This is a genomic window from Enterobacter sp. MEB024 (assembly GCF_030209635.1).
GTDB classification, from domain to species: domain Bacteria; phylum Pseudomonadota; class Gammaproteobacteria; order Enterobacterales; family Enterobacteriaceae; genus Enterobacter; species Enterobacter ludwigii.
This window is the reverse complement of sequence record NZ_JARVRQ010000010.1, coordinates 50,601-70,640: the sequence shown is the minus strand read 5'-3', so window position 1 is coordinate 70,640 and position 20,040 is coordinate 50,601. Positions and strand designations below refer to the sequence as shown.

16 protein-coding genes are annotated in these 20,040 nt (G+C 54.1%); 6 read left to right on the top strand and 10 right to left on the bottom strand.

What is annotated here, in order from left to right:
• The first annotated feature begins 121 nt into the window (after nucleotides 1–121).
• The gene (locus QRN24_RS16510; protein ID WP_020883521.1) at nucleotides 122–625 is read left to right on the top strand and encodes a GNAT family N-acetyltransferase; all 504 of its coding nucleotides are present in this window, start codon (nucleotides 122–124) and stop codon (nucleotides 623–625) included.
• Nucleotides 626–708: 83 nt separating this feature from the next.
• A complete protein-coding gene (ahr, locus tag QRN24_RS16505; RefSeq protein WP_032680192.1) occupies nucleotides 709–1,728 on the top strand; it encodes an NADPH-dependent aldehyde reductase Ahr in 1,020 nt (339 codons plus the stop codon).
• A gap of 81 nt (nucleotides 1,729–1,809) precedes the next feature.
• Here ahr and QRN24_RS16500 read toward each other — a convergent pair whose 3' ends face one another.
• The gene (locus QRN24_RS16500; RefSeq protein ID WP_032680191.1) at nucleotides 1,810–3,456 is read right to left on the bottom strand and encodes a glycerone kinase; all 1,647 of its coding nucleotides are present in this window, start codon (nucleotides 3,454–3,456) and stop codon (nucleotides 1,810–1,812) included.
• A 137-nt stretch (nucleotides 3,457–3,593) separates the two neighbouring features.
• On the opposite strand from QRN24_RS16500, the gene QRN24_RS16495 reads away from it, so the two are divergent.
• Nucleotides 3,594–5,096, top strand: coding sequence for a helicase HerA-like C-terminal domain-containing protein (locus QRN24_RS16495; protein ID WP_025202916.1), 1,503 nt, complete (start codon nucleotides 3,594–3,596; stop codon nucleotides 5,094–5,096).
• Here QRN24_RS16495 and mnmL read toward each other — a convergent pair.
• Nucleotides 5,076–6,017: a tRNA modification radical SAM protein MnmL/YtqA gene (gene mnmL, locus QRN24_RS16490; protein WP_139252549.1), complete on the bottom strand. Its 942-nt coding sequence runs from the start codon at nucleotides 6,015–6,017 to the stop codon at nucleotides 5,076–5,078. The genes QRN24_RS16495 and mnmL overlap by 21 nt on opposite strands.
• Before the next feature lie 682 nt (nucleotides 6,018–6,699).
• On the opposite strand from mnmL, the gene gltB reads away from it, so the two are divergent.
• Together gltB and QRN24_RS16480 are read left to right on the top strand one after the other, a co-directional pair.
• On the top strand, nucleotides 6,700–11,160 hold the full coding sequence (gene gltB, locus QRN24_RS16485) for a glutamate synthase large subunit (protein WP_032679060.1): 4,461 nt from the start codon (nucleotides 6,700–6,702) through the stop codon (nucleotides 11,158–11,160).
• Between the two features lie 9 nt (nucleotides 11,161–11,169).
• The gene (locus tag QRN24_RS16480) at nucleotides 11,170–12,588 is read left to right on the top strand and encodes a glutamate synthase small subunit (protein WP_014171835.1); all 1,419 of its coding nucleotides are present in this window, start codon (nucleotides 11,170–11,172) and stop codon (nucleotides 12,586–12,588) included.
• Between the two features lie 106 nt (nucleotides 12,589–12,694).
• On the opposite strand, the gene QRN24_RS16475 is transcribed toward QRN24_RS16480, so the two are convergent.
• The 6 genes from QRN24_RS16475 to sspA form a co-directional block, all read right to left on the bottom strand.
• Entirely contained in the window at nucleotides 12,695–13,255 is a 561-nt protein-coding gene (locus QRN24_RS16475; protein WP_284942886.1) for a DUF1120 domain-containing protein, read from the bottom strand.
• Nucleotides 13,252–15,672, bottom strand: coding sequence for a fimbrial biogenesis outer membrane usher protein (locus QRN24_RS16470; protein WP_284942885.1), 2,421 nt, complete (start codon nucleotides 15,670–15,672; stop codon nucleotides 13,252–13,254). Before QRN24_RS16470 ends, QRN24_RS16475 begins: the two co-directional genes overlap by 4 nt.
• Before the next feature lie 9 nt (nucleotides 15,673–15,681).
• Nucleotides 15,682–16,386, bottom strand: a complete 705-nt coding sequence (locus tag QRN24_RS16465; RefSeq protein ID WP_014171838.1) for a fimbria/pilus chaperone family protein — start codon at nucleotides 16,384–16,386, stop codon at nucleotides 15,682–15,684.
• A gap of 120 nt (nucleotides 16,387–16,506) precedes the next feature.
• Nucleotides 16,507–17,190, bottom strand: coding sequence for a DUF1120 domain-containing protein (locus tag QRN24_RS16460; RefSeq protein WP_020883513.1), 684 nt, complete (start codon nucleotides 17,188–17,190; stop codon nucleotides 16,507–16,509).
• Between the two features lie 379 nt (nucleotides 17,191–17,569).
• Nucleotides 17,570–18,061 carry a ClpXP protease specificity-enhancing factor gene (gene sspB / locus QRN24_RS16455; RefSeq protein ID WP_025202910.1) on the bottom strand — a complete coding sequence of 164 codons (492 nt, stop codon included), beginning with the start codon at nucleotides 18,059–18,061 and terminating at the stop codon, nucleotides 17,570–17,572.
• 5 nt (nucleotides 18,062–18,066) lie between these two features.
• Nucleotides 18,067–18,705 carry a stringent starvation protein SspA gene (gene sspA, locus QRN24_RS16450; protein ID WP_014071978.1) on the bottom strand — a complete coding sequence of 213 codons (639 nt, stop codon included), beginning with the start codon at nucleotides 18,703–18,705 and terminating at the stop codon, nucleotides 18,067–18,069.
• Between sspA and QRN24_RS16445 the strand changes: the two genes are divergently transcribed.
• Nucleotides 18,704–19,006, top strand: a complete 303-nt coding sequence (locus QRN24_RS16445) for a hypothetical protein (protein ID WP_136342246.1) — start codon at nucleotides 18,704–18,706, stop codon at nucleotides 19,004–19,006. The two genes, sspA and QRN24_RS16445, sit on opposite strands and share 2 nt — an antisense overlap.
• An 11-nt stretch (nucleotides 19,007–19,017) precedes the next feature.
• On the opposite strand, the gene rpsI is transcribed toward QRN24_RS16445, so the two are convergent.
• Nucleotides 19,018–19,410 (bottom strand): 30S ribosomal protein S9, encoded by a 393-nt coding sequence (gene rpsI, locus QRN24_RS16440; RefSeq protein WP_003860436.1) that lies wholly within the window; start codon nucleotides 19,408–19,410, stop codon nucleotides 19,018–19,020.
• A 15-nt stretch (nucleotides 19,411–19,425) separates the two neighbouring features.
• A complete protein-coding gene (gene rplM, locus QRN24_RS16435; protein WP_003860434.1) occupies nucleotides 19,426–19,854 on the bottom strand; it encodes a 50S ribosomal protein L13 in 429 nt (142 codons plus the stop codon).
• Between the last annotated feature and the right edge of the window lie 186 nt (nucleotides 19,855–20,040).

The following is a 20,040-nucleotide window of genomic DNA, read 5'->3' as shown; positions in this document are numbered from 1 at the left end:
CTTTTACCCCTTACGCTTCAGGGCGTAAGGGGTATCCTTCCTGAAAACTCCTCGCTTGCGCTCCCTTTACTGCGGTGCTATTAACAGCAGTTGTGTGTCAATTTTTGTAATGAGTAAGACTATGAGCGTGATTACCCCCGTCGCGACGACGATGCGTCGGATCACTGAGCAGGACAACCCGGCTATTGCCGCCGTTATCCGAACGGTTTCCGCAGAGTATGGCCTGACCGCCGACAAAGGTTATACCGTTGCCGACCCGAATCTGGATGAGCTGTTTCAGCTGTATAGCCAGCCGGGCTACGCCTATTGGGTTATTGAGCAGAACGGTCAGGTGGTGGGCGGCGGTGGCGTGGCGCCTTTAAGCTGCAGCGAGCCGGATATCTGCGAACTGCAAAAAATGTATTTCCTGCCGTCGGTACGCGGGCAAGGGCTGGCGAAAAAGCTGGCGCTTATCGCCCTTGAACATGCGCGTACTCAGGGTTTTAAACGCTGTTACCTGGAAACAACCGCCTTCCTCAAAGAGGCCATTGGCCTGTATGAACATCTGGGCTTTACGCATATTGATGCGCCGCTGGGCTGTACCGGCCACGTCGATTGCGAAGTCAGGATGCTGAAAACTCTGTAAAGGGCATTCCTGCCCTCTTCTGTTAAGCGACTGTAAACTGAATGCTCTACACTCTCAGTTCACACCATAACGGGGGAAACACGATGTCGAAGATAAAAAGCTACGCCGCACCGCAGGCGGGTGCAGAACTTGAGCTGTACGAATACGATGCGGGCGACCTAAAAGCAGAAGACGTCGAAGTGCAGGTTGATTACTGCGGGATCTGCCACTCCGATCTCTCCATGATCGACAATGAATGGGGCTTCTCACAGTATCCACTGATTGCTGGCCACGAAGTCATTGGCCGCGTTGTGGCGCTCGGTAGCGCCGCACAGGACAAAGGGCTGAAGATCGGCCAGCGCGTGGGGATTGGCTGGACGGCGCGCAGCTGTGGTCACTGCGATGCCTGTATCAGCGGTAACCAAATCAACTGCCTCGAAGGCGCAGTCCCTACCATTCTGAACAAAGGCGGTTTCGCCGATAAACTGCGTGCCGACTGGCAATGGGTTATTCCCCTGCCGGACAGCATTGATATCGAATCTGCCGGTCCGCTGCTGTGCGGCGGTATCACCGTATTCAAACCGCTGCTGATGCATCATGTCACCGCCACCAGCCGTGTGGGTGTCATCGGGATTGGTGGTCTGGGCCATATCGCAATCAAACTGCTGCACGCGATGGGCTGTGAAGTCACGGCGTTTAGCTCGAACCCGGCCAAAGAGAAAGAAGTGCTGGCGATGGGGGCGGATAAGGTAGTCAACAGCCGCGATCCGCAAGCGCTTAAATCGCTGGCAGGTCAGTTTGATCTGATCATCAATACTGTTAACGTCGATCTCGACTGGCAACCGTACTTTGAAGCGCTGGCCCACGGCGGTAACTTCCACACCGTCGGTGCAGTGATGAAACCGCTGCCGGTGCCTGCGTTTACGCTGATCGGGGGGGATCGCAGCGTCTCCGGTTCCGCAACCGGTACGCCGTTCGAATTGCGCAAACTGATGAAGTTTGCCGGACGCACTAAAGTGGCGCCCACCACCGAACTGTATCCGATGTCTAAAATCAACGAAGCTATCCAGCATGTGCGTGACGGTAAAGCCCGTTATCGCGTGGTGTTGAAAGCGGATTTTTGATGTGAACGCGCGGGGTGCGTGCGGCCTGATTGCACGCATCTCTACCCTCTCCCGTCGGGAGAGGGTGTAATACTCAAAACGCTACCGTTTTGCTGCGGTCATTGCCTTGAACACCTCTGCCACCGCCACGGCCCCCGGGTCGGTCACCCCCTCCAGGTTCTCTTTGTTGACATACGACGAACGTCCGGCACCCGCTTTCACCATATTCGCTGTCGCCTCAGCGCCCGCGTTCGCAGCCTGCGCAGCAGCCTGAAGGTCGCCTTTCTGCAATGCCTCCAGCGCCGGTTGCAGGGCATCGATCAAGGTGCGATCGCCAAGATCTGCCCCACCATACTGCTTCATCTGCGCCAGCCCGCTTAAGAGCGCTTCCGGCAACGGCTGACCGTCATGCAACGTCTGCCCGGCAGCGGTAAAGAAGATCGACATCAGCACACCGCTTGAGCCCCCCATAACCGTTGCCAGCCGCTCGCCAACCAGCAGCAACAGCGTCGACACATCATTTAGCGGAAGCTGTTTCTTCTCCAGACGCTGCGCAATATCCCGCGCCCCTTGCGCAAAGGTAGAGCCCGTATCGCCATCACCCACTTTGGCATCCAGCGCATTGAGGCGGTTTTCCAGCTGGATCAGCGTCTGCGTGACCGTGGAGACGATCTCTGCGACCCGTGGATTGTCCGAGGCGGTATATTCCACGCGGTCATGGATCGCGCTATGTTCCTGCACGCGCAGCGGCGCAAACGCCACCGGCTTCTGCCAGCCCAACGTCTCCACCTCTTCATGGAGAGCTTTTTCGAACAGATCGTTAAGCTTCAGCAACGTCAGCGAAAAGCCTTTCATATCCAGGGCACTCACCAGCGGTGCCGGACCAATCAGATAAGCGATATTCTCTTTCAGCGCCGAGTGGGCCAGCTCTTTGGTGAGCAACGCCATCTCCAGCGCCGACACGCCGCCGAGGTTATTGATAAGCACCGCAAAACGCCCGTTACCGGCCTGCGCTTTGAGCGGCTCGACCAGCGTGTCGATAATGGCTTTGCTGTTTTGCGTATCGACAACCGAGGCACCAGGCTCGCCGTGGATCCCGAGCCCCAGCTCCACGTGCCCCTGCTTGATCCGCCCCTCTTCATCATCACTGCCCGGCAGGTTACAGGTTTGCATTGCCACGCCCAGGCTCCAGAGATTATCGCAAGCCTGCTGCGCGATATCGCGCACCTCGGTCAGTGATTTGCCATGCTCTGCCGCATAGCCCGCGATTTTATGAACCAGTGCCGTACCGGCGATACCGCGCGGCTGCTTGTTATCCGGCAGGGCAATATCATCGGCGACAATGACCATCTCGACCTTCAGGCCATAGCGCTTGGCTTTTTCTGCCGCCAGGCCGAAATTAAGCCGGTCGCCGGTGTAATTTTTCACGATCAGCAGACAACCCCGATCGCCCGTTACCGCCACAATGGCGTTCAGCACCGCATCAACGCTCGGCGAAGCAAAAAGATCCCCGCACACCGCTGCCGTGAGCATCCCTTTGCCGACAAACCCGGCGTGTGCAGGTTCGTGACCAGAGCCACCGCCTGAAATGACCGCCACCCGGCTTTTATCCCAGTCGCTGCGCGCCACCACCCGAATGGCCGGGTCGATATCAAGTTTGACGAGATTAGCGTGTGGTGCCGAAATCAGTATGCCTTCGATGGCGTCGTTGACCAGCTGTTTGCGATCGTTAAAGAAGAATCTGGACATAGTTTTCCAAAATTTTGTGAACCGTATGCAAAAGCATAGTCCGCGCTGGATAATGCGCCGCAAAGTCAGCAATTTACTCAGCCATTTTGCCGTCAGGTTGCCTATACTCGACCGAGGACTAAGAGAGGAAGCGCATTATGAGTACACCATTGTTAATTGCCCGCACGCTGGACAAAGAGCTGTTTTTACTGCCCGCGATGGCCAACCGCCACGGTCTCATCACCGGGGCCACCGGGACGGGGAAAACCGTGACCCTGCAGAAGCTGGCAGAGTCGCTTTCAGAGATTGGCGTACCGGTCTTTATGGCCGATGTAAAAGGCGATTTAACCGGTGTGGCTCAGGAAGGCACTCCGTCCGAAAAACTGCTCGACCGACTCAAAAATATCGGCATCACGGACTGGACACCGCACAACAATCCGGTCGTGTTATGGGATATCTTTGGTGAGAAAGGTCACCCGGTACGTGCAACCGTCTCCGATCTCGGTCCGCTGCTGCTGGCTCGTCTGCTCAACCTCAACGATGTGCAGTCCGGTGTGCTGAACATCATCTTCCGTATTGCCGACGACCAGGGTCTGCTGCTGCTTGATTTCAAAGATCTGCGGGCCATTACCCAGTACATCGGTGATAACGCCAAATCGTTCCAGAACCAGTACGGTAATATCAGCAGCGCCTCAGTCGGGGCCATCCAGCGCGGGTTACTGACCCTGGAGCAACAGGGTGCCGAACATTTCTTTGGCGAACCGATGCTGGATATCAAGGACTGGATGCGCACCGACAGCAACGGGAAAGGCATCATCAATATTCTGAGCTCAGAGAAGCTTTACCAGATGCCGAAGCTCTACGCCGCCAGCCTGCTGTGGATGCTCTCTGAACTGTACGAGCAGTTACCTGAAGCCGGCGATCTCGACAAACCCAAGCTGGTCTTCTTCTTCGACGAGGCGCACCTGCTGTTTAACGATGCGCCTCAGGTTCTTCTGGATAAGATTGAACAGGTGATCCGCCTGATCCGCTCTAAAGGCGTCGGCGTCTGGTTTGTTTCGCAAAACCCGTCCGATATTCCTGACAACGTACTGGGACAGCTTGGCAACCGCGTACAGCATGCCCTGCGCGCCTTTACGCCGAAAGATCAGAAGGCCGTCAAAGCCGCCGCACAAACCATGCGAGCGAACCCGGCATTTGATACCGAAGCGGCCATCCAGGCGTTGGGCACCGGTGAAGCGCTTATCTCTTTCCTGGATGCAAAAGGCAGCCCGTCCGTTGTGGAGCGCGCAATGGTGATTGCCCCTTGCTCCCGGATGGGACCCGTGACGGACGATGAACGCAACGGCCTGATTAACCGCTCCCCGCTGTATGGTAAGTATGAGGACGACGTGGATCGCGAGTCGGCATTCGAGATGCTGCAAAAAGGGGTACAGGCCACCACCGAATCCCAGGACGCGCCTGCCGCCAAAGGCCAGTCTGTTGCCGTGGACGACGGCATCCTGGGCGGGCTTAAGGATATCCTGTTTGGTACAACCGGACCACGCGGCGGCAAACGCGATGGCGTCGTGCAGACCATGGCGAAAAGTGCAGCGCGTCAGGTCACGAATCAGATTGTACGCGGCATGCTGGGGAGCCTGTTAGGCGGTCGTCGCCGGTAAGCGGGGAACCCAGGGGCGACCAAGCGCCGACCCCTGTACGCCGTGCTCTTGCAGATAACGGTCGATTTCCACCATCCCCGTCCAGCGGTTCTCACACCAGAGCGGTGCAAGAAGCGTTGGACGGCGGGCGCTGGCGGAGATGCGGTGGTAGACAATCTCCGGCGGGGTGTGCCGAATCATCTCCCCCGCCGTCATCGTATACGCGTCAAGCTCAATACCGGTTAAGCGCCCGGCTTCCCAGGCTTTGGCCATGATACTGCCCTTTACGATGTGCAGTGGATGCAGCTTAATTCCGTCTACACCGGTCTCGACCACCTTTTCCAGCGTCTCAAGACCGTGCTGCTGCCCTTCGCCTGGCAGGCCGACAATCAGGTGCGAGCACACCTTTAGCCCACGCTCACGCGCGAGACGTGTGGTGCGCTGGTAACAGGCGAAATCATGTCCACGGTTGATGCGGTGCAGAGTTTTGTCGTGCGCACTTTGCAGGCCCAGCTCCAGCCAGATCTCATACCCCTGCTCCTTGTACTCGCTGAGCAGGTCCAGTACCGCTTCCGGCACGCAGTCCGGGCGGGTGCCCACACACAGCCCTACGATACTGGCCTGACTTACCGCCTGCTGATACATGGAGCGCAAGACCTGTACTTCCGCCCATGTGCTGGTGTAGGCCTGGAAATAGGCCAGATACTGTTTCGCACGGTTGACCAGACTCGCCTGATGGGACAGCTGTTCGACGATGGAACGATGCTGCTGCGCTTCGTCAGCAAAAGACGCCACATTACAGAAAGTACAGCCCCCGCGCCCGATCGTCCCGTCACGGTTCGGGCAGCTAAAACCGCCATGCAGCGTCAGCTTGTGAACCTTTTGCCCATAACGCTGCAAAAGATCCCCACCAAACATGTTGACTAATTTCTGTAACTGCATAATCTGATAGACCGTCCCAAAGAAAGGGGACAAGCCTGCCATTTTTAGCCTCTGTCGGCGATGACCTGGATCAATCGCCCTGGACGGCCTTTACCTCTATGAATAAATACTCAGGATTACTGCAATTTCATTCACGCCAGTTGTGATTACTTTTCCTTATGTTCTGATTGTTTTTTTCACTTATAGCGTCAGCACTGAAAAACAGTGACTTTATGCGGGTTTGCATTTCATCGTAGAGAATTATTCTGCTAAAAAACGGCTATTCAGCACGCTACATCGATAATACCGCTTTCATATAGTGAGTCAGATCACACTCCGCTGCGTCTCTCCACAGCTTACAAACGTTGTAAATAGAGTTGAATTTCTTTTATATACAAATAGTTAATTACGCTTTAGCACATTTTTGTATAAATAAGATTGCCATTTGACCTGTGTACCAATTCCCGATAAGTTGGAAATCCGCTGGAAGCTTTCTGGATGAGCAGCCTGCTCATCATATTTATGCAGTAATTGAGATTCCCTCTGAAGCAAGTCCTCAAACTTGTTTACCTGCGCGAAAGGATGAAAAAGAGGGCGAATGCGAGGTACGCGTATGAAACGCAAACCCCGTCGCCATGCTCTTTCTGTGCCTGTGCGCCACGGTTCAGTGGGAAGCCCGACGAGCCTGGGGAGGTTCACTGATATGTTGTACGATAAATCCCTTGAGAAGGATAACTGTGGTTTCGGCCTGATCGCCCACATAGAAGGCGAACCTAGCCACAAGGTAGTGCGTACTGCTATTCACGCACTGGCCCGCATGCAGCACCGTGGTGCCATCCTTGCTGATGGTAAAACCGGCGACGGTTGCGGTCTGCTGCTGCAAAAACCGGATCGTTTCTTCCGTATCGTTGCGGAAGAGCGCGGCTGGCGTTTAGCCAAAAACTACGCTGTCGGTATGCTGTTCCTGAATCAGGATCCTGAAAAAGCTGCCGCCTCACGCCGCATCGTCGAAGAAGAACTTCAACGTGAAACCCTGTCTATTGTTGGCTGGCGCGATGTGCCAACCAACGAAGGGGTACTCGGCGAAATCGCCCTCTCCTCGCTGCCTCGAATTGAACAGATTTTTGTTAATGCCCCTGCGGGCTGGCGTCCGCGTGATATGGAACGCCGTCTGTTTATCGCCCGTCGTCGCATTGAAAAACGTCTCCAGGACGACAAAGAGTTCTACGTCTGTAGCCTCTCTAACCTGGTGAACATCTATAAAGGTCTGTGTATGCCGGCTGACCTGCCGCGCTTCTACCTGGACCTGGCGGACCTGCGTCTGGAATCGGCCATCTGCCTCTTCCACCAGCGCTTCTCCACCAACACCGTCCCTCGCTGGCCGCTGGCGCAGCCGTTCCGCTACCTGGCGCACAACGGCGAGATCAATACCATTACGGGTAACCGCCAGTGGGCGCGTGCTCGTACCTATAAGTTCCAGACGCCACTGATCCCTGACCTGCATGATGCCGCGCCGTTCGTTAACGAAACCGGCTCTGACTCCAGCTCCATGGATAACATGCTGGAGCTGCTGCTGGCAGGCGGTATGGATATCGTGCGCGCCATGCGTCTGCTCGTGCCACCGGCATGGCAGAACAACCCGGATATGGATCCAGAGCTGCGCGCGTTCTTCGACTTTAACTCCATGCACATGGAGCCGTGGGATGGCCCGGCGGGCATCGTTATGTCCGACGGTCGCTTTGCTGCCTGTAACCTGGACCGTAACGGTCTGCGTCCGGCACGCTACGTCATCACCAAAGATAAGCTCATCACCTGCGCCTCTGAAGTCGGTATCTGGGATTACCAGCCTGACGAAGTGGTTGAGAAAGGCCGCGTTGGCCCGGGCGAGCTGATGGTTATCGACACCCGCGGTGGGCGCATTCTGCACTCTGCTGAAACCGATAACGATCTGAAGAGCCGCCATCCGTACAAAGAGTGGATGGAGAAAAACGTTCGTCGCCTGGTGCCATTCGAAGATCTGCCGGATGAAGAAGTGGGCAGTCGTGAGCTGGACGATGATACGCTCGCCAGCTTCCAGAAACAGTTTAACTACAGCGCCGAAGAGCTGGATTCCGTGATCCGCGTACTCGGTGAAAATGGCCAGGAAGCGGTCGGCTCCATGGGTGACGATACCCCGTTTGCCGTGCTCTCCAGCCAGCCACGCATCATTTATGACTACTTCCGTCAGCAGTTTGCGCAGGTGACCAACCCGCCAATCGATCCGCTGCGTGAAGCACACGTGATGTCACTGGCCACCAGCATCGGTCGCGAGATGAACGTCTTCTGCGAAGCTGAAGGCCAGGCGCACCGCCTGACCTTTAAATCGCCGATCCTGCTGTACTCTGATTTCAAACAGCTCACCACCCTGAAAGAGGATCACTACCGCGCCGACACGCTCGATATCACTTTCGACGTGACCGAAGCGACCCTCGAAGAGACGGTGAATGCGCTGTGTGACAAAGCGGAACAGATGGTGCGTAACGGTACCGTTCTGCTGGTGCTCTCTGACCGCAATATTGCGAAAAACCGTCTGCCGGTACCGGCCCCAATGGCGGTAGGTGCTATCCAGACGCGTCTGGTCGATAAGAGCCTGCGCTGCGACGCCAACATCATTGTTGAAACCGCCAGCGCCCGCGATCCGCACCACTTTGCCGTGCTGTTAGGCTTTGGTGCGACGGCTATTTACCCGTACCTGGCCTACGAAACGCTGGCGCGTCTCGTGGATACCCGTGCTATCGACAAAGATTACCGCACGGTGATGCTGAACTACCGTAACGGCATCAACAAAGGCCTGTACAAAATCATGTCCAAAATGGGCATCTCGACCATCGCCTCCTACCGCTGCTCGAAGCTGTTTGAAGCGGTCGGTCTGCATGACGACGTGGCGACACTTTGCTTCCAGGGCGTTATCAGCCGTATCGGCGGTGCCGGATTCGCTGACTTCCAGCAGGATCTGATGAACCTGTCGAAACGCGCCTGGCTGGCACGTAAGCCGCTGGATCAAGGTGGTCTGCTGAAGTATGTCCACGGCGGTGAATATCACGCTTATAACCCGGACGTGGTGCGTACGCTGCAACAGGCCGTTCAGAGCGGCGAGTACAGCGATTACCAGCAGTATGCTGAACTGGTGAACAGCCGTCCGGCGGCGACGCTGCGCGACCTGCTGGCGCTGAACCCGGGTGATGAAGCCGTCAGCATTGACGACGTTGAGCCTGCCACTGAACTGTTTAAACGCTTTGACACCGCGGCAATGTCCATCGGTGCGCTCAGCCCGGAAGCTCACGAAGCGCTGGCTGAAGCAATGAACAGCATCGGCGGCAATTCAAACTCCGGTGAAGGTGGTGAAGACCCTGCCCGTTATGGCACCAACAAAGTCTCACGTATCAAGCAGGTTGCATCCGGTCGCTTTGGCGTCACGCCAGCATATCTGGTTAACGCCGACGTGATTCAGATTAAAGTCGCTCAGGGTGCAAAACCGGGCGAAGGCGGCCAGTTACCGGGTGATAAAGTCACGCCGTATATCGCCAAATTACGCTACTCCGTACCGGGTGTGACGCTGATTTCTCCGCCACCGCATCACGATATTTACTCTATCGAGGATCTGGCGCAGCTGATTTTCGACCTGAAACAGGTCAACCCGAAAGCGATGATCTCCGTGAAGCTGGTTTCCGAACCGGGCGTTGGCACCATCGCGACCGGTGTGGCAAAAGCCTATGCGGACCTGATCACCATCGCCGGTTATGACGGTGGTACCGGGGCAAGCCCACTCTCCTCCGTGAAATACGCGGGCTGTCCGTGGGAGCTTGGCCTGGTGGAAACCCAGCAGGCGCTGGTGGCTAACGGTCTGCGTCATAAGATCCGTCTGCAGGTGGATGGCGGCCTGAAAACCGGCCTCGACATTATCAAGGCGGCGATTCTGGGTGCGGAAAGCTTTGGTTTCGGCACGGGCCCTATGGTCGCGCTCGGCTGTAAATACCTGCGTATTTGCCACCTGAACAACTGTGCAACCGGTGTTGCAACTCAGGACGAGAAGCTGCGTAAGAACCATTACCACGGCCTGCCGTTCAAAGTGACGAACTACTTTGATTTCATCGCCCGCGAAACCCGTGAGCTGATGGCACAGCTGGGCGTGAAACGCCTGGTGGATCTGATTGGCCGTACCGACCTGCTCAAAGAGCTGGAAGGTTTCACAGCCAAACAGCAGAAGCTGGAGCTGTCTAAGTTGCTGGAAACTGCCGAGCCACATCCTGGCAAAGCGGTCTACTGCACCGAGAATAACCCGCCGTTCGACAATGGCGTGCTGAACGCGCAGCTGCTGCAGCAAGCGAAGCCGTACGTGGATGACAAGCAGAGCAAAACGTTCTGGTTTGATATTCGCAACACTGATCGTTCTGTCGGTGCATCGCTTTCCGGTTACATCGCGCAAACGCACGGTGACCAGGGCCTGGCGGCCGACCCGATTACCGCGCACTTCAGCGGTACCGCGGGTCAGAGCTTCGGCGTGTGGAACGCCGGCGGCGTTGAACTGTATCTGACCGGTGATGCCAACGACTATGTCGGTAAAGGCATGGCGGGTGGTCTGCTGGCGGTGCGTCCGCCGGTCGGTTCAGCCTTCCGTAGCTGCGATGCCAGCATCATCGGTAACACCTGTCTGTACGGCGCGACCGGTGGTCGTCTGTTTGCAGCGGGTCGTGCAGGTGAACGTTTCGCCGTACGTAACTCCGGTGCCATCACCGTGGTTGAAGGTATCGGTGATAACGGTTGTGAATACATGACGGGCGGGATTGTGTGCGTCTTGGGTAAAACCGGCGTGAACTTTGGCGCAGGCATGACGGGCGGTTTTGCTTACGTCCTGGATGAAGACGGTGAGTTCCGCAAACGCGTGAACCCTGAACTGGTGGAAGTGCTGGATGTTGAAACGCTGGCTATCCACGAAGAACACCTGCGCGGTCTGATTACCGAACACGTGCAGCATACCGGTTCTTCGCGCGGCGAAGAGATCCTGGCCAACTGGCCGGCGTTCTCTGCGAAATTCGCGCTGGTTAAACCGAAGTCCAGCGATGTTAAAGCCCTGTTGGGTCACCGTAGTCGTAGCGCAGCAGAGCTGCGTGTGCAGGCGCAGTAAGGAATTCAGATGAGCCAGAACGTATACCAGTTTATCGACCTGCAGCGTGTTGATCCGCCAAAGAAACCGCTGAAGATCCGTAAAATTGAATTTGTAGAAATCTATGAGCCGTTTTCAGAAGGCCAGGCCAAAGCACAGGCAGACCGCTGCCTGTCCTGCGGTAACCCTTACTGCGAATGGAAATGTCCGGTGCATAACTACATCCCGAACTGGCTGAAACTGGCCAACGAAGGACGTATTTTTGAAGCTGCCGAGCTGTCTCACCAGACAAACACCCTGCCGGAAGTGTGCGGCCGCGTGTGTCCTCAGGACCGTCTGTGTGAAGGTTCCTGTACGCTGAACGACGAATTTGGCGCGGTGACCATCGGTAATATCGAACGCTATATCAACGATAAAGCCTTCGAAATGGGCTGGCGTCCGGATATGACCGGCGTGAAGCAAACCGACAAGCGTGTGGCGATCATCGGTGCAGGCCCGGCGGGCCTGGCCTGTGCGGACGTTCTGACCCGTAACGGCGTGAAGGCGGTGGTCTTTGACCGCCATCCGGAAATCGGCGGTCTGCTGACCTTCGGTATTCCGGCCTTTAAGCTGGAAAAAGAGGTCATGACCCGCCGCCGTGAAATCTTCACCGGTATGGGCATTGAGTTCAAACTGAACGTGGAAGTGGGTCGCGACGTGCAGCTCGACGACCTGCTGAAGGATTACGACGCCGTCTTCCTGGGCGTGGGAACCTATCAGTCCATGCGCGGTGGTCTGGAAAACGAAGATGCGCCGGGCGTATTCGACGCACTGCCATTCCTGATTGCCAATACCAAACAGATCATGGGCTATGGCGAAACCGCCGATGAGCCGTATGTCAGCATGGAAGGCAAACGCGTGGTGGTGCTGGGCGGGGGTGATACCGCGATGGACTGCGTGCGTACCTCCATTCGCCAGAATGCGGCACACGTGATCTGCGCCTATCGTCGTGACGAAGAGAACATGCCGGGCTCTAAACGCGAAGTGAAAAACGCGCGTGAAGAGGGCGTGGAATTCCAGTTCAACATCCAGCCTCTGGGTATTGAAGTGAATGCCAACGGCAAAGTGAGCGGCGTGAAAATGGCGCGCACTGAGATGGGTGCGCCGGATGCGAAAGGTCGTCGTCGCGCAGAGATCGTGGCAGGCTCCGAGCATGTGATCCCGGCCGATGCCGTAGTAATGGCGTTCGGTTTCCGTCCTCACAGCATGGAGTGGCTGGCGAAGCACAGCGTAGAGCTGGACTCTCAGGGTCGTGTTATTGCGCCGGAAGGCAACGAAAACGCGTTCCAGACCAGCAACCCGAAAATCTTTGCTGGCGGTGATATCGTTCGCGGTTCCGACCTGGTCGTTACCGCGATTGCCGAAGGCCGTAAAGCCGCTGACGGTATTCTGAATTACCTGGAAGTGTAAAAAAATAAGCCGGATGGCAAATACCATCCGGCTTGTTTTATGCGGCTAACCACCGTTGATTCCCGCCCTGCAGCTCCGCTTTTCTGTGGTGCCGCGAAAAGAAGGGTTACTTCGTCAATAAGCTCCAGGTCAAATCACTTTCCAGCGTAGTTTGATCTGTCAGATGGCTGAACGCGCTTTCGTTGAGAACCGGCGAGAGCGTTACGTTGAAACTCATCTGCTGGCCGGAAGGGACCTGGTTATTCTCAAGTGCAATGACCGCCTCGTTATTACGCAGATAGAACGGTGTCGGTGTACCGTTTTCCGGCGTAAAATTCAGCTGATCGACCGTTTTACCCACGCTGTAACTTTTGCCATCGACGGTCATGTTGTCAATTTTGACTGCGACACCGCCGGACTGCCCAAAAAGAAACCGCCCCTTATCTCCCGCTGTACCGCGCAGTATCACCGCCATCTGCTGAGACTGAGGGCAAAAAACATTTACCGTGATGTCACGATCGGCCATTTTATGCCAGTCCTGCTGCGTCGTTTCGATCGTATCCCGGCGCATCTCATGATAATCCACCACCGGCTGTGAGAGACTGAGCTGGCAATCTTCAGCATGGGTTATTCCTGTCACACCGAGCATCAGCAAGGCCACTAAGCCCGATAAGTGTCGACTGTTCATCGGCAGACTCCGTTCACTTCTTCATAGAAGGCATTTTCGTCACGCTTATCAGCCAGGGTGTAATCAATCTTACACAGTCGGTTATTGTCACCGTCTAGCGCGTAGAGCGCGCTCAGCTGATCGGCATCGTTAATAAAGACGTGGCCATCATCAACCGTGGTCACGATATAGTTACCTTTCTCATCAACAATCGAGATCCCTTTACTCAGGGGCTGACCGTCAGCCTGCTTAACGCTTAGCATGACGCGGCGGCTGTTGAGTACTTTGAAATCAATCTCGCTGACCGAGGCATGGCCTGCGGCAATATATTTCGTGCCGTTAGCCAGCGTCATACTCTGCGGCAGCTTATTAGCATCAATTTCTATGCGGGAGTTATGCCATTCGTTGAGTGAAGGTACCACGGCCTGGCCCCATGGATCGGTCCAGACGGTACCTTGCGGAGTGGAGATTTCAACGCCACTCTTCTTCTCGCTCAGTCTGGCAATCGCGAAGGTGTCCTGAATCGTATACGGCGAGAAAGTCACACCCTCTTTATGCATGGCCACGCCACCCGACAATGTCGCATTGTAGTTCCGCTGATTATCCCCACTGGTTCCGCCCCCCACGCTCAGTTGCGTATAGCGCAGGTTAGTGTTGATGTTGCCGTTGAAGCTGTTGTCTTTCGAATCCTGATCGCGATCGGCTGAGATGTAATAGTTCGTATTGTCTCCCAGCGAGCCGCTGTTAGACGCGCCATAGGAGGTGCTATCACCCTGTTTACGCATATAGGTACTGATGGACTGACTGCCGCCGAGCGGGATGCTCACGTTGACGTAGAACATCTCATTGTCCTGATCGTCATCGACATTACCGACCGCACTTTGCCAGTTCATGGATACTGACGCGTACGTAAAGGTCTTGCCCCATGACAGCAAGAGGTAACGTGAATCTTCACCGTCACCGCTGGTCTGGTTGTAGTTGAACCCTGCGCTAAACACCCCCGCCAGAGGGGAGGAGAAACGAACGTTGCCGGAATAGGTGTTGTCATATCCCTGATAATCATCGTCCATCGCATCAGCCAGCTCGCGATACTCTCCGCTGTAATGCGTCGCACTGCCTGAAAGACCGACGTACTCGTTCAGGATGTAATCACTTTGCAGCTCGGTTTTTACCCCGCTGCTACTGTCACCAAAGCTCGCATTGCTGACTGCCGCGCCCGTTGAAAGGGTCCAGTCATCGCTTATCAGGAACTCTGTCCTGCCGCCTGCCGCCTGGTAGTTTTCCGCAGCGGCACCTGAAGCCAGGAGATTCATCCACGGAGAGACACGCCAGCCGTCAGAGATGTTCATCACCAGCGGATCGTTATAGTCGCTGTCGATGCTACGCACCTGACCTACAGAAAGGGTTAGACCCTGCGGGCGTGAAAGGTTGCGCGCCCTTACCTGAGACGCCGGGACGATGAAACGGTTAGTTGCGCCGTCGGATTCCACCACCGAGACGTCCAGATCCACATTGTTGCGAACCACGGGCACGTCATCCAGCGTGAAGGGGCCGGCTGGCACAAGGGTACTGAAGACCAGTTGACCGTTCTGGCGGATTTCGACACGTGCCTGGGAAGACTGGGCAATACCGGAAACGCTCACGCCAGAGCTTGTTCTCGCCAGACCGCTGGTCGGCATAAACTGAACGCCGGTAATCGGCACCCCGCTCAACACGTTGGACATGGCGTTGATTTCACCCACCTGCATCGTCATTTTTTGCGCGGTAAAGACATGCTCTGCATAGGTGTAAATGCTTTCGGCATTCCGGCTACCGTCGTCATCCGTCAGGATATAACGGCTGCGCAGTGCCCAGTCCATCGTGTTGAATCCGGCTTCCAGGCTGGCCTGAGAGTAGCGGCTGCTGTCATTGTCACCATAGTCGTTATGGGTGCTGAACAATGAATAGTTCAGCAGCGCCGCCGTTCCGCCATGCTGGAAGTTTTTGATATCCGACGACAGACTGTTCACCGCTTCAGCTGGCAGATAGAGTTCAACGGCCTCCTGGTTAGGCAAGGCGTTGATGACGGCTTTAGGATAGTTATCCCGAATATCATGACACTCCTCACCGGACTTTATTGACACAGGCATCAGCCCAGCAAACTCCATGAGATCGTTATCAAAGCAAAGCATGCCGTCTTTGTTGAAACGAACTGCAGCCATTCCCCGCTCTTTCCCGTTAACCTTCACCGAAACGGAGTGGGTTCCGGGTAAAAAGCGCGGTGCTTCTGCGAAGTAATGGTTGAGATCTTTATTCAACCCCAGCGTTTGCATTATCCCCGTGTCGAAGGTGACCTCCCTCGCCAGAACGGATGTTGAATCAAGTAACACCAGAGGTAATGTGCCGCAAAGAATGGCGCGGACACAAAGTGCAAGGCGGCTTTGTTTACTCACCGTCATATCCCTATTTTATTTATTTAATTCCGACGTAAAGCTCGGTACCTCAACGCCATAGCGGCTGGCCGGGAAAAACTTAACGCTGCTGTCACCGCTGACTTTCTTACTCATATCAGCCGTTAGCGTTTCGCCAGGAAGAATGTAGGTTTTGGACAGAGAGGCACTCACACCTGAAGGCAGCAGCATCACGTTCTGCCCAAGACGGACCACATATTTGCTGGGATTGTTCACGGTGACGGACGTGCCGTTTGAGGACCACTTCAGGAACTTCCAGGCATCAGTGACCACTCCCAGGGATGCCGGACGAATAAGCACGGGGATATCCTGGCGAATGTTAATGCCAATCTTTATTTTTTTATCATCGTTTTTAGGCGGAATACCGTCGAATGTGACGCGTTTATAATGCTCTACATCCAATGGCTGTTTGTTCTGAAGAATAAAGCGCAGCTGCTGCGTCTGACCTGGCTCAAGACGTACCACCGGCTGCGTTGCAATAAGCTTAAGACCGGTATCGTCCGGCAGGTCAACGACATTTGTATATAAAAGTGAAGGATGCGAATCGGTATTCTTGACGTTAATGGTTCCACTGTGCGTTGCTTCATCAATGATTAACAGACTGGTTTCAGGCACCATGCCTTCTGCATGTACAGCAACACTGGCAGATAATAACGCGGCAGTAATAAGCGTGTTAAATAAAGTGGATTTTAAACAATGCATAATAATATCTCCTTGAAAGCAACAACAGAACAGTCCATGTTTATCGCGCCGTTAAAAAGAGAGCAAATGCAGCGCATTTACTCTCCGGTTAATTAAATTACGTTTACTCGATTAAAAGTCTTACAGATAACGCAGGCTGATAGTCACCTGACCATCAAGCTGGGTGTCATCAGTGATCGCCAGCGTGGTGGTATCCTGGATCGCCAGAGAGGTCACCAGTGGGAAGGTTGCAGTCTGGAACGCCAGTGGAGCCAGGGTGCCAACAGTCGCAACGGTGAAATCACGATAGTTATCGCCCTGAGTTGTACCGTTGGTGCTCTTCGACCAGTTACCCGTAGCATTCTGCTGGTAAATTGGGTCAACTTTAGCGCCGTCAGCCATTACGCTGTCAGTTTTAACGAACAGCGAGTATGTTCCGATGTTCACTGGTGTTGTACCTGTTGTTTTACCTACACCGTAAGTCTGGCTTTCAGACGAATTAGAACCACCACCAAACATGCCATTCTCAACGGTGAGTTTCGCGTTAGAATCAGCGCGATCGTCAATCATATTCCAGGACACTTTTGTTGCTGCGGTGCAGGTAATAGTCAGATCGATGTCTTTCTGGCCCAGCTGGTTAACTGCCGTTGAGCTTAAACCACCCAAACTAACTGTGCCGTAGTCAACCGTTCCGCCGTTGCTTAACTGAGGCGTACAGGCTGAATTAGTCAGCGTACCTTTGACTTTCAGAACGGCAGTCGGGTTAGCCGCAAAAGCGGATGTCACACAGAGAGAGAGCGCAGTAGCGAGTAAAACCTTTTTCACTTGTTATTCCTTAACATATGAGTAATTGCAATATTAAATACAGCAGGGAAAAATAAATTTACCCCATACTGTTTATCGTCATGCTTGAGAGCATGCGTAGATAATATAATCTTTATAAATACAAGCAATTTAGAAAAATTAATTTATGGATTTAGAATAACGTTATCAATAAGTGATATTTATTTATAAGAGTGTATATAGCTTTAAAACGACATATTATATTCAGCGGAGATATAGCTTGAAATTATCCGAACGGTGGGGGCAAGCAAAAAAGAAGGGATGTATATGATTTACTTTATTAAACGTTTTGACATAAAAAGACATAAAAAAATCCAGCTAGTCTGAATAACTAACTGGATAGTCGATAAAAATGCTTTTACTACTTCACAACGCGCAGTGCCGGACGGCCTCCGCGCGGCGGCGGATCGTCATCAGGATCGTCATTGTGATCGGGCTTGTCACCCTCAATGACCGACATCAGCGTTTCGCTTTCGTTTTCCGAAGCGCCGTTTTCGTCATTCAGGCCGACAACATCCTCGTCATAAGCCGCTTCCGGCTCAAACATGGTGCCTGCACCGTTTTCACGCGCATAAATCGCCAGCACCGCAGCCAGCGGTACAGAAACCTGACGCGGCACACCGCCGAAACGCGCGTTAAAGCGCACTTCGTCGTTGGCCAGTTCAAGGTTACCCACCGCGCGCGGCGCGATGTTCAGTACGATCTGCCCGTCACGTGCATATTCCATAGGAACCTGCACGCCCGGCAACGTCACATCCACAACCAGGTGCGGCGTGAGCTGGTTATCCAGCAGCCATTCATAGAAGGCGCGCAGCAGATACGGACGGCGTGGGGTAAGTTGTGACATTTCCACAGTCATTAGCCTCGGCCGAGACGCATTTCACGTTCCGGTTCAGTTAAAGATGCCAGGAAAGAATCGCGTTCAAATACGCGAGTCATGTAGCCCTTCAGCTCTTTCGCGCCCGGACCGCTGAACTCTACGCCCAGGGTTGGCAGACGCCAGAGCAACGGCGCCAGGTAGCAATCTACCAGGCTGAACTCATCGCTCAGGAAGAATGGTTTCTGACCAAACACAGGGGCAATCGCCAGCAGCTCTTCACGCAGTTGCTTACGTGCAGCGTCTGCTTCAGAAGAGGAACCGTTGACGATAACGTTCATCAGCGTGTACCAGTCTTTTTCGATACGCTGCATGTACAGGCGGCTTTCACCACGTGCAACAGGGTAAACAGGCATCAGTGGTGGATGCGGGAAACGCTCATCCAGATATTCCATAATGATACGGGATTCCCACAGGGTCAGCTCGCGATCCACCAGCGTCGGTACGCTTTGGCTCGGGTTGAGATCGATCAGATCCTGAGGCGGGTTATCCTTTTCCACATGCTCGATCTCAAAACTGACACCTTTCTCGGCCAGCACGATACGAACCTGATGGCTATAAATGTCAGTAGGACCAGAAAACAGCGTCATTACCGAACGTTTGTTGGCAGCGACAGCCATGAAAACCTCCAGGTATATTCAGAATTTTTACTGCTACCAGCCCAAACAGGGCCAGCCAGATGTTGTATCGCCCATCCCAGAGAAAACACATTGTTCAAGAATCGAACAAAAAACGAGTATTCACCGATATTTGGGCAGAAAATTGGATGATAGTTTACCAGATTTTGATGGCTTTGTGGTGAGGGGATTCTGGAAATGTGGAAAAAGAGAAGATATATGCAGTGATGCTGTGGATAACCTGCACATTATCCATAAAAAAAAACCCGCCGAAGCGGGTTTTTCGCCAATCGTTTCTGCGTAAGCAGAAAAGGATTAACGTTTGGAGAACTGTGGACGACGACGTGCTTTACGCAGACCCACTTTCTTACGTTCAACCTGACGAGCGTCACGAGTAACGAAGCCAGCTTTACGCAGTTCAGAACGCAGGGATTCGTCGTACTCCATCAGAGCGCGGGTGATACCGTGACGGATCGCACCTGCCTGACCGGAGATACCACCACCTTTAACGGTGATGTACAGATCCAGTTTTTCTACCATATCAACCAGTTCCAGCGGCTGGCGAACTACCATGCGGGCAGTTTCACGACCGAAGTACTGTTCCAGAGAACGTTGGTTGATTACGATTTTACCACTGCCCGGTTTGATGAACACGCGAGCTGCGGAACTTTTGCGGCGACCAGTGCCGTAGTATTGATTTTCAGCCATTGCCTATAATCCCGATTAGATGTCAAGAACTTGCGGTTGCTGTGCCGCGTGGTTGTGCTCGTTACCTGCGTAAACTTTCAGTTTACGGAACATAGCACGACCCAGCGGGCCTTTTGGCAGCATGCCTTTAACCGCGATTTCAATCACACGCTCAGGACGGCGAGCAATCATCTCTTCAAAGGTCGCTTCTTTGATACCACCGATGTGGCCAGTGTGATGGTAGTACATTTTGTCTGTACGCTTGTTGCCGGTTACAGCAACTTTATCTGCGTTCAGAACGATGATGTAATCACCCGTATCAACGTGCGGAGTGTATTCCGCTTTATGCTTACCGCGCAGGCGACGAGCCAGTTCAGTAGCCAGACGGCCCAGAGTTTTACCGGTCGCGTCAACAACATACCAGTCGCGCTGAACGGTTTCTGGTTTAGCTGTAAAAGTTTTCATTAAAAGCTTACCCAAATAATAAGTTACACGTTGGTGAACACCCAAACGTTTAGTCAGTTGAGGTTCACACGACAAAGTCCGGCAAACCTACCCCTTCGAATAGCTAATGCCGACACATAGAAAGTTTCGGGAAAAAAACCTTCTCGTAACGTGGGGTCGCAAGATTATAGAGAAGTTGAGGTCAAA

Excerpts from the sequence above, each read along its gene's own strand:
- QRN24_RS16510 (WP_020883521.1), top strand. The coding sequence starts at position 122 with ATGAGCGTGATTACCCCCGTCGCGACGACGATGCGTCGGATCACTGAG.
- ahr (WP_032680192.1), top strand. The coding sequence starts at position 709 with ATGTCGAAGATAAAAAGCTACGCCGCACCGCAGGCGGGTGCAGAACTT.
- QRN24_RS16500 (WP_032680191.1), bottom strand. The coding sequence starts at position 3,456 with ATGTCCAGATTCTTCTTTAACGATCGCAAACAGCTGGTCAACGACGCC.
- QRN24_RS16495 (WP_025202916.1), top strand. The coding sequence starts at position 3,594 with ATGAGTACACCATTGTTAATTGCCCGCACGCTGGACAAAGAGCTGTTT.
- mnmL (WP_139252549.1), bottom strand. The coding sequence starts at position 6,017 with ATGCAGTTACAGAAATTAGTCAACATGTTTGGTGGGGATCTTTTGCAG.
- gltB (WP_032679060.1), top strand. The coding sequence starts at position 6,700 with ATGTTGTACGATAAATCCCTTGAGAAGGATAACTGTGGTTTCGGCCTG.
- QRN24_RS16480 (WP_014171835.1), top strand. The coding sequence starts at position 11,170 with ATGAGCCAGAACGTATACCAGTTTATCGACCTGCAGCGTGTTGATCCG.
- QRN24_RS16475 (WP_284942886.1), bottom strand. The coding sequence starts at position 13,255 with ATGAACAGTCGACACTTATCGGGCTTAGTGGCCTTGCTGATGCTCGGT.
- QRN24_RS16470 (WP_284942885.1), bottom strand. The coding sequence starts at position 15,672 with ATGACGGTGAGTAAACAAAGCCGCCTTGCACTTTGTGTCCGCGCCATT.
- QRN24_RS16465 (WP_014171838.1), bottom strand. The coding sequence starts at position 16,386 with ATGCATTGTTTAAAATCCACTTTATTTAACACGCTTATTACTGCCGCG.
- QRN24_RS16445 (WP_136342246.1), top strand. The coding sequence starts at position 18,704 with ATGAAAACCTCCAGGTATATTCAGAATTTTTACTGCTACCAGCCCAAA.
- sspA (WP_014071978.1), bottom strand. The coding sequence starts at position 18,705 with ATGGCTGTCGCTGCCAACAAACGTTCGGTAATGACGCTGTTTTCTGGT.
- rpsI (WP_003860436.1), bottom strand. The coding sequence starts at position 19,410 with ATGGCTGAAAATCAATACTACGGCACTGGTCGCCGCAAAAGTTCCGCA.
- rplM (WP_003860434.1), bottom strand. The coding sequence starts at position 19,854 with ATGAAAACTTTTACAGCTAAACCAGAAACCGTTCAGCGCGACTGGTAT.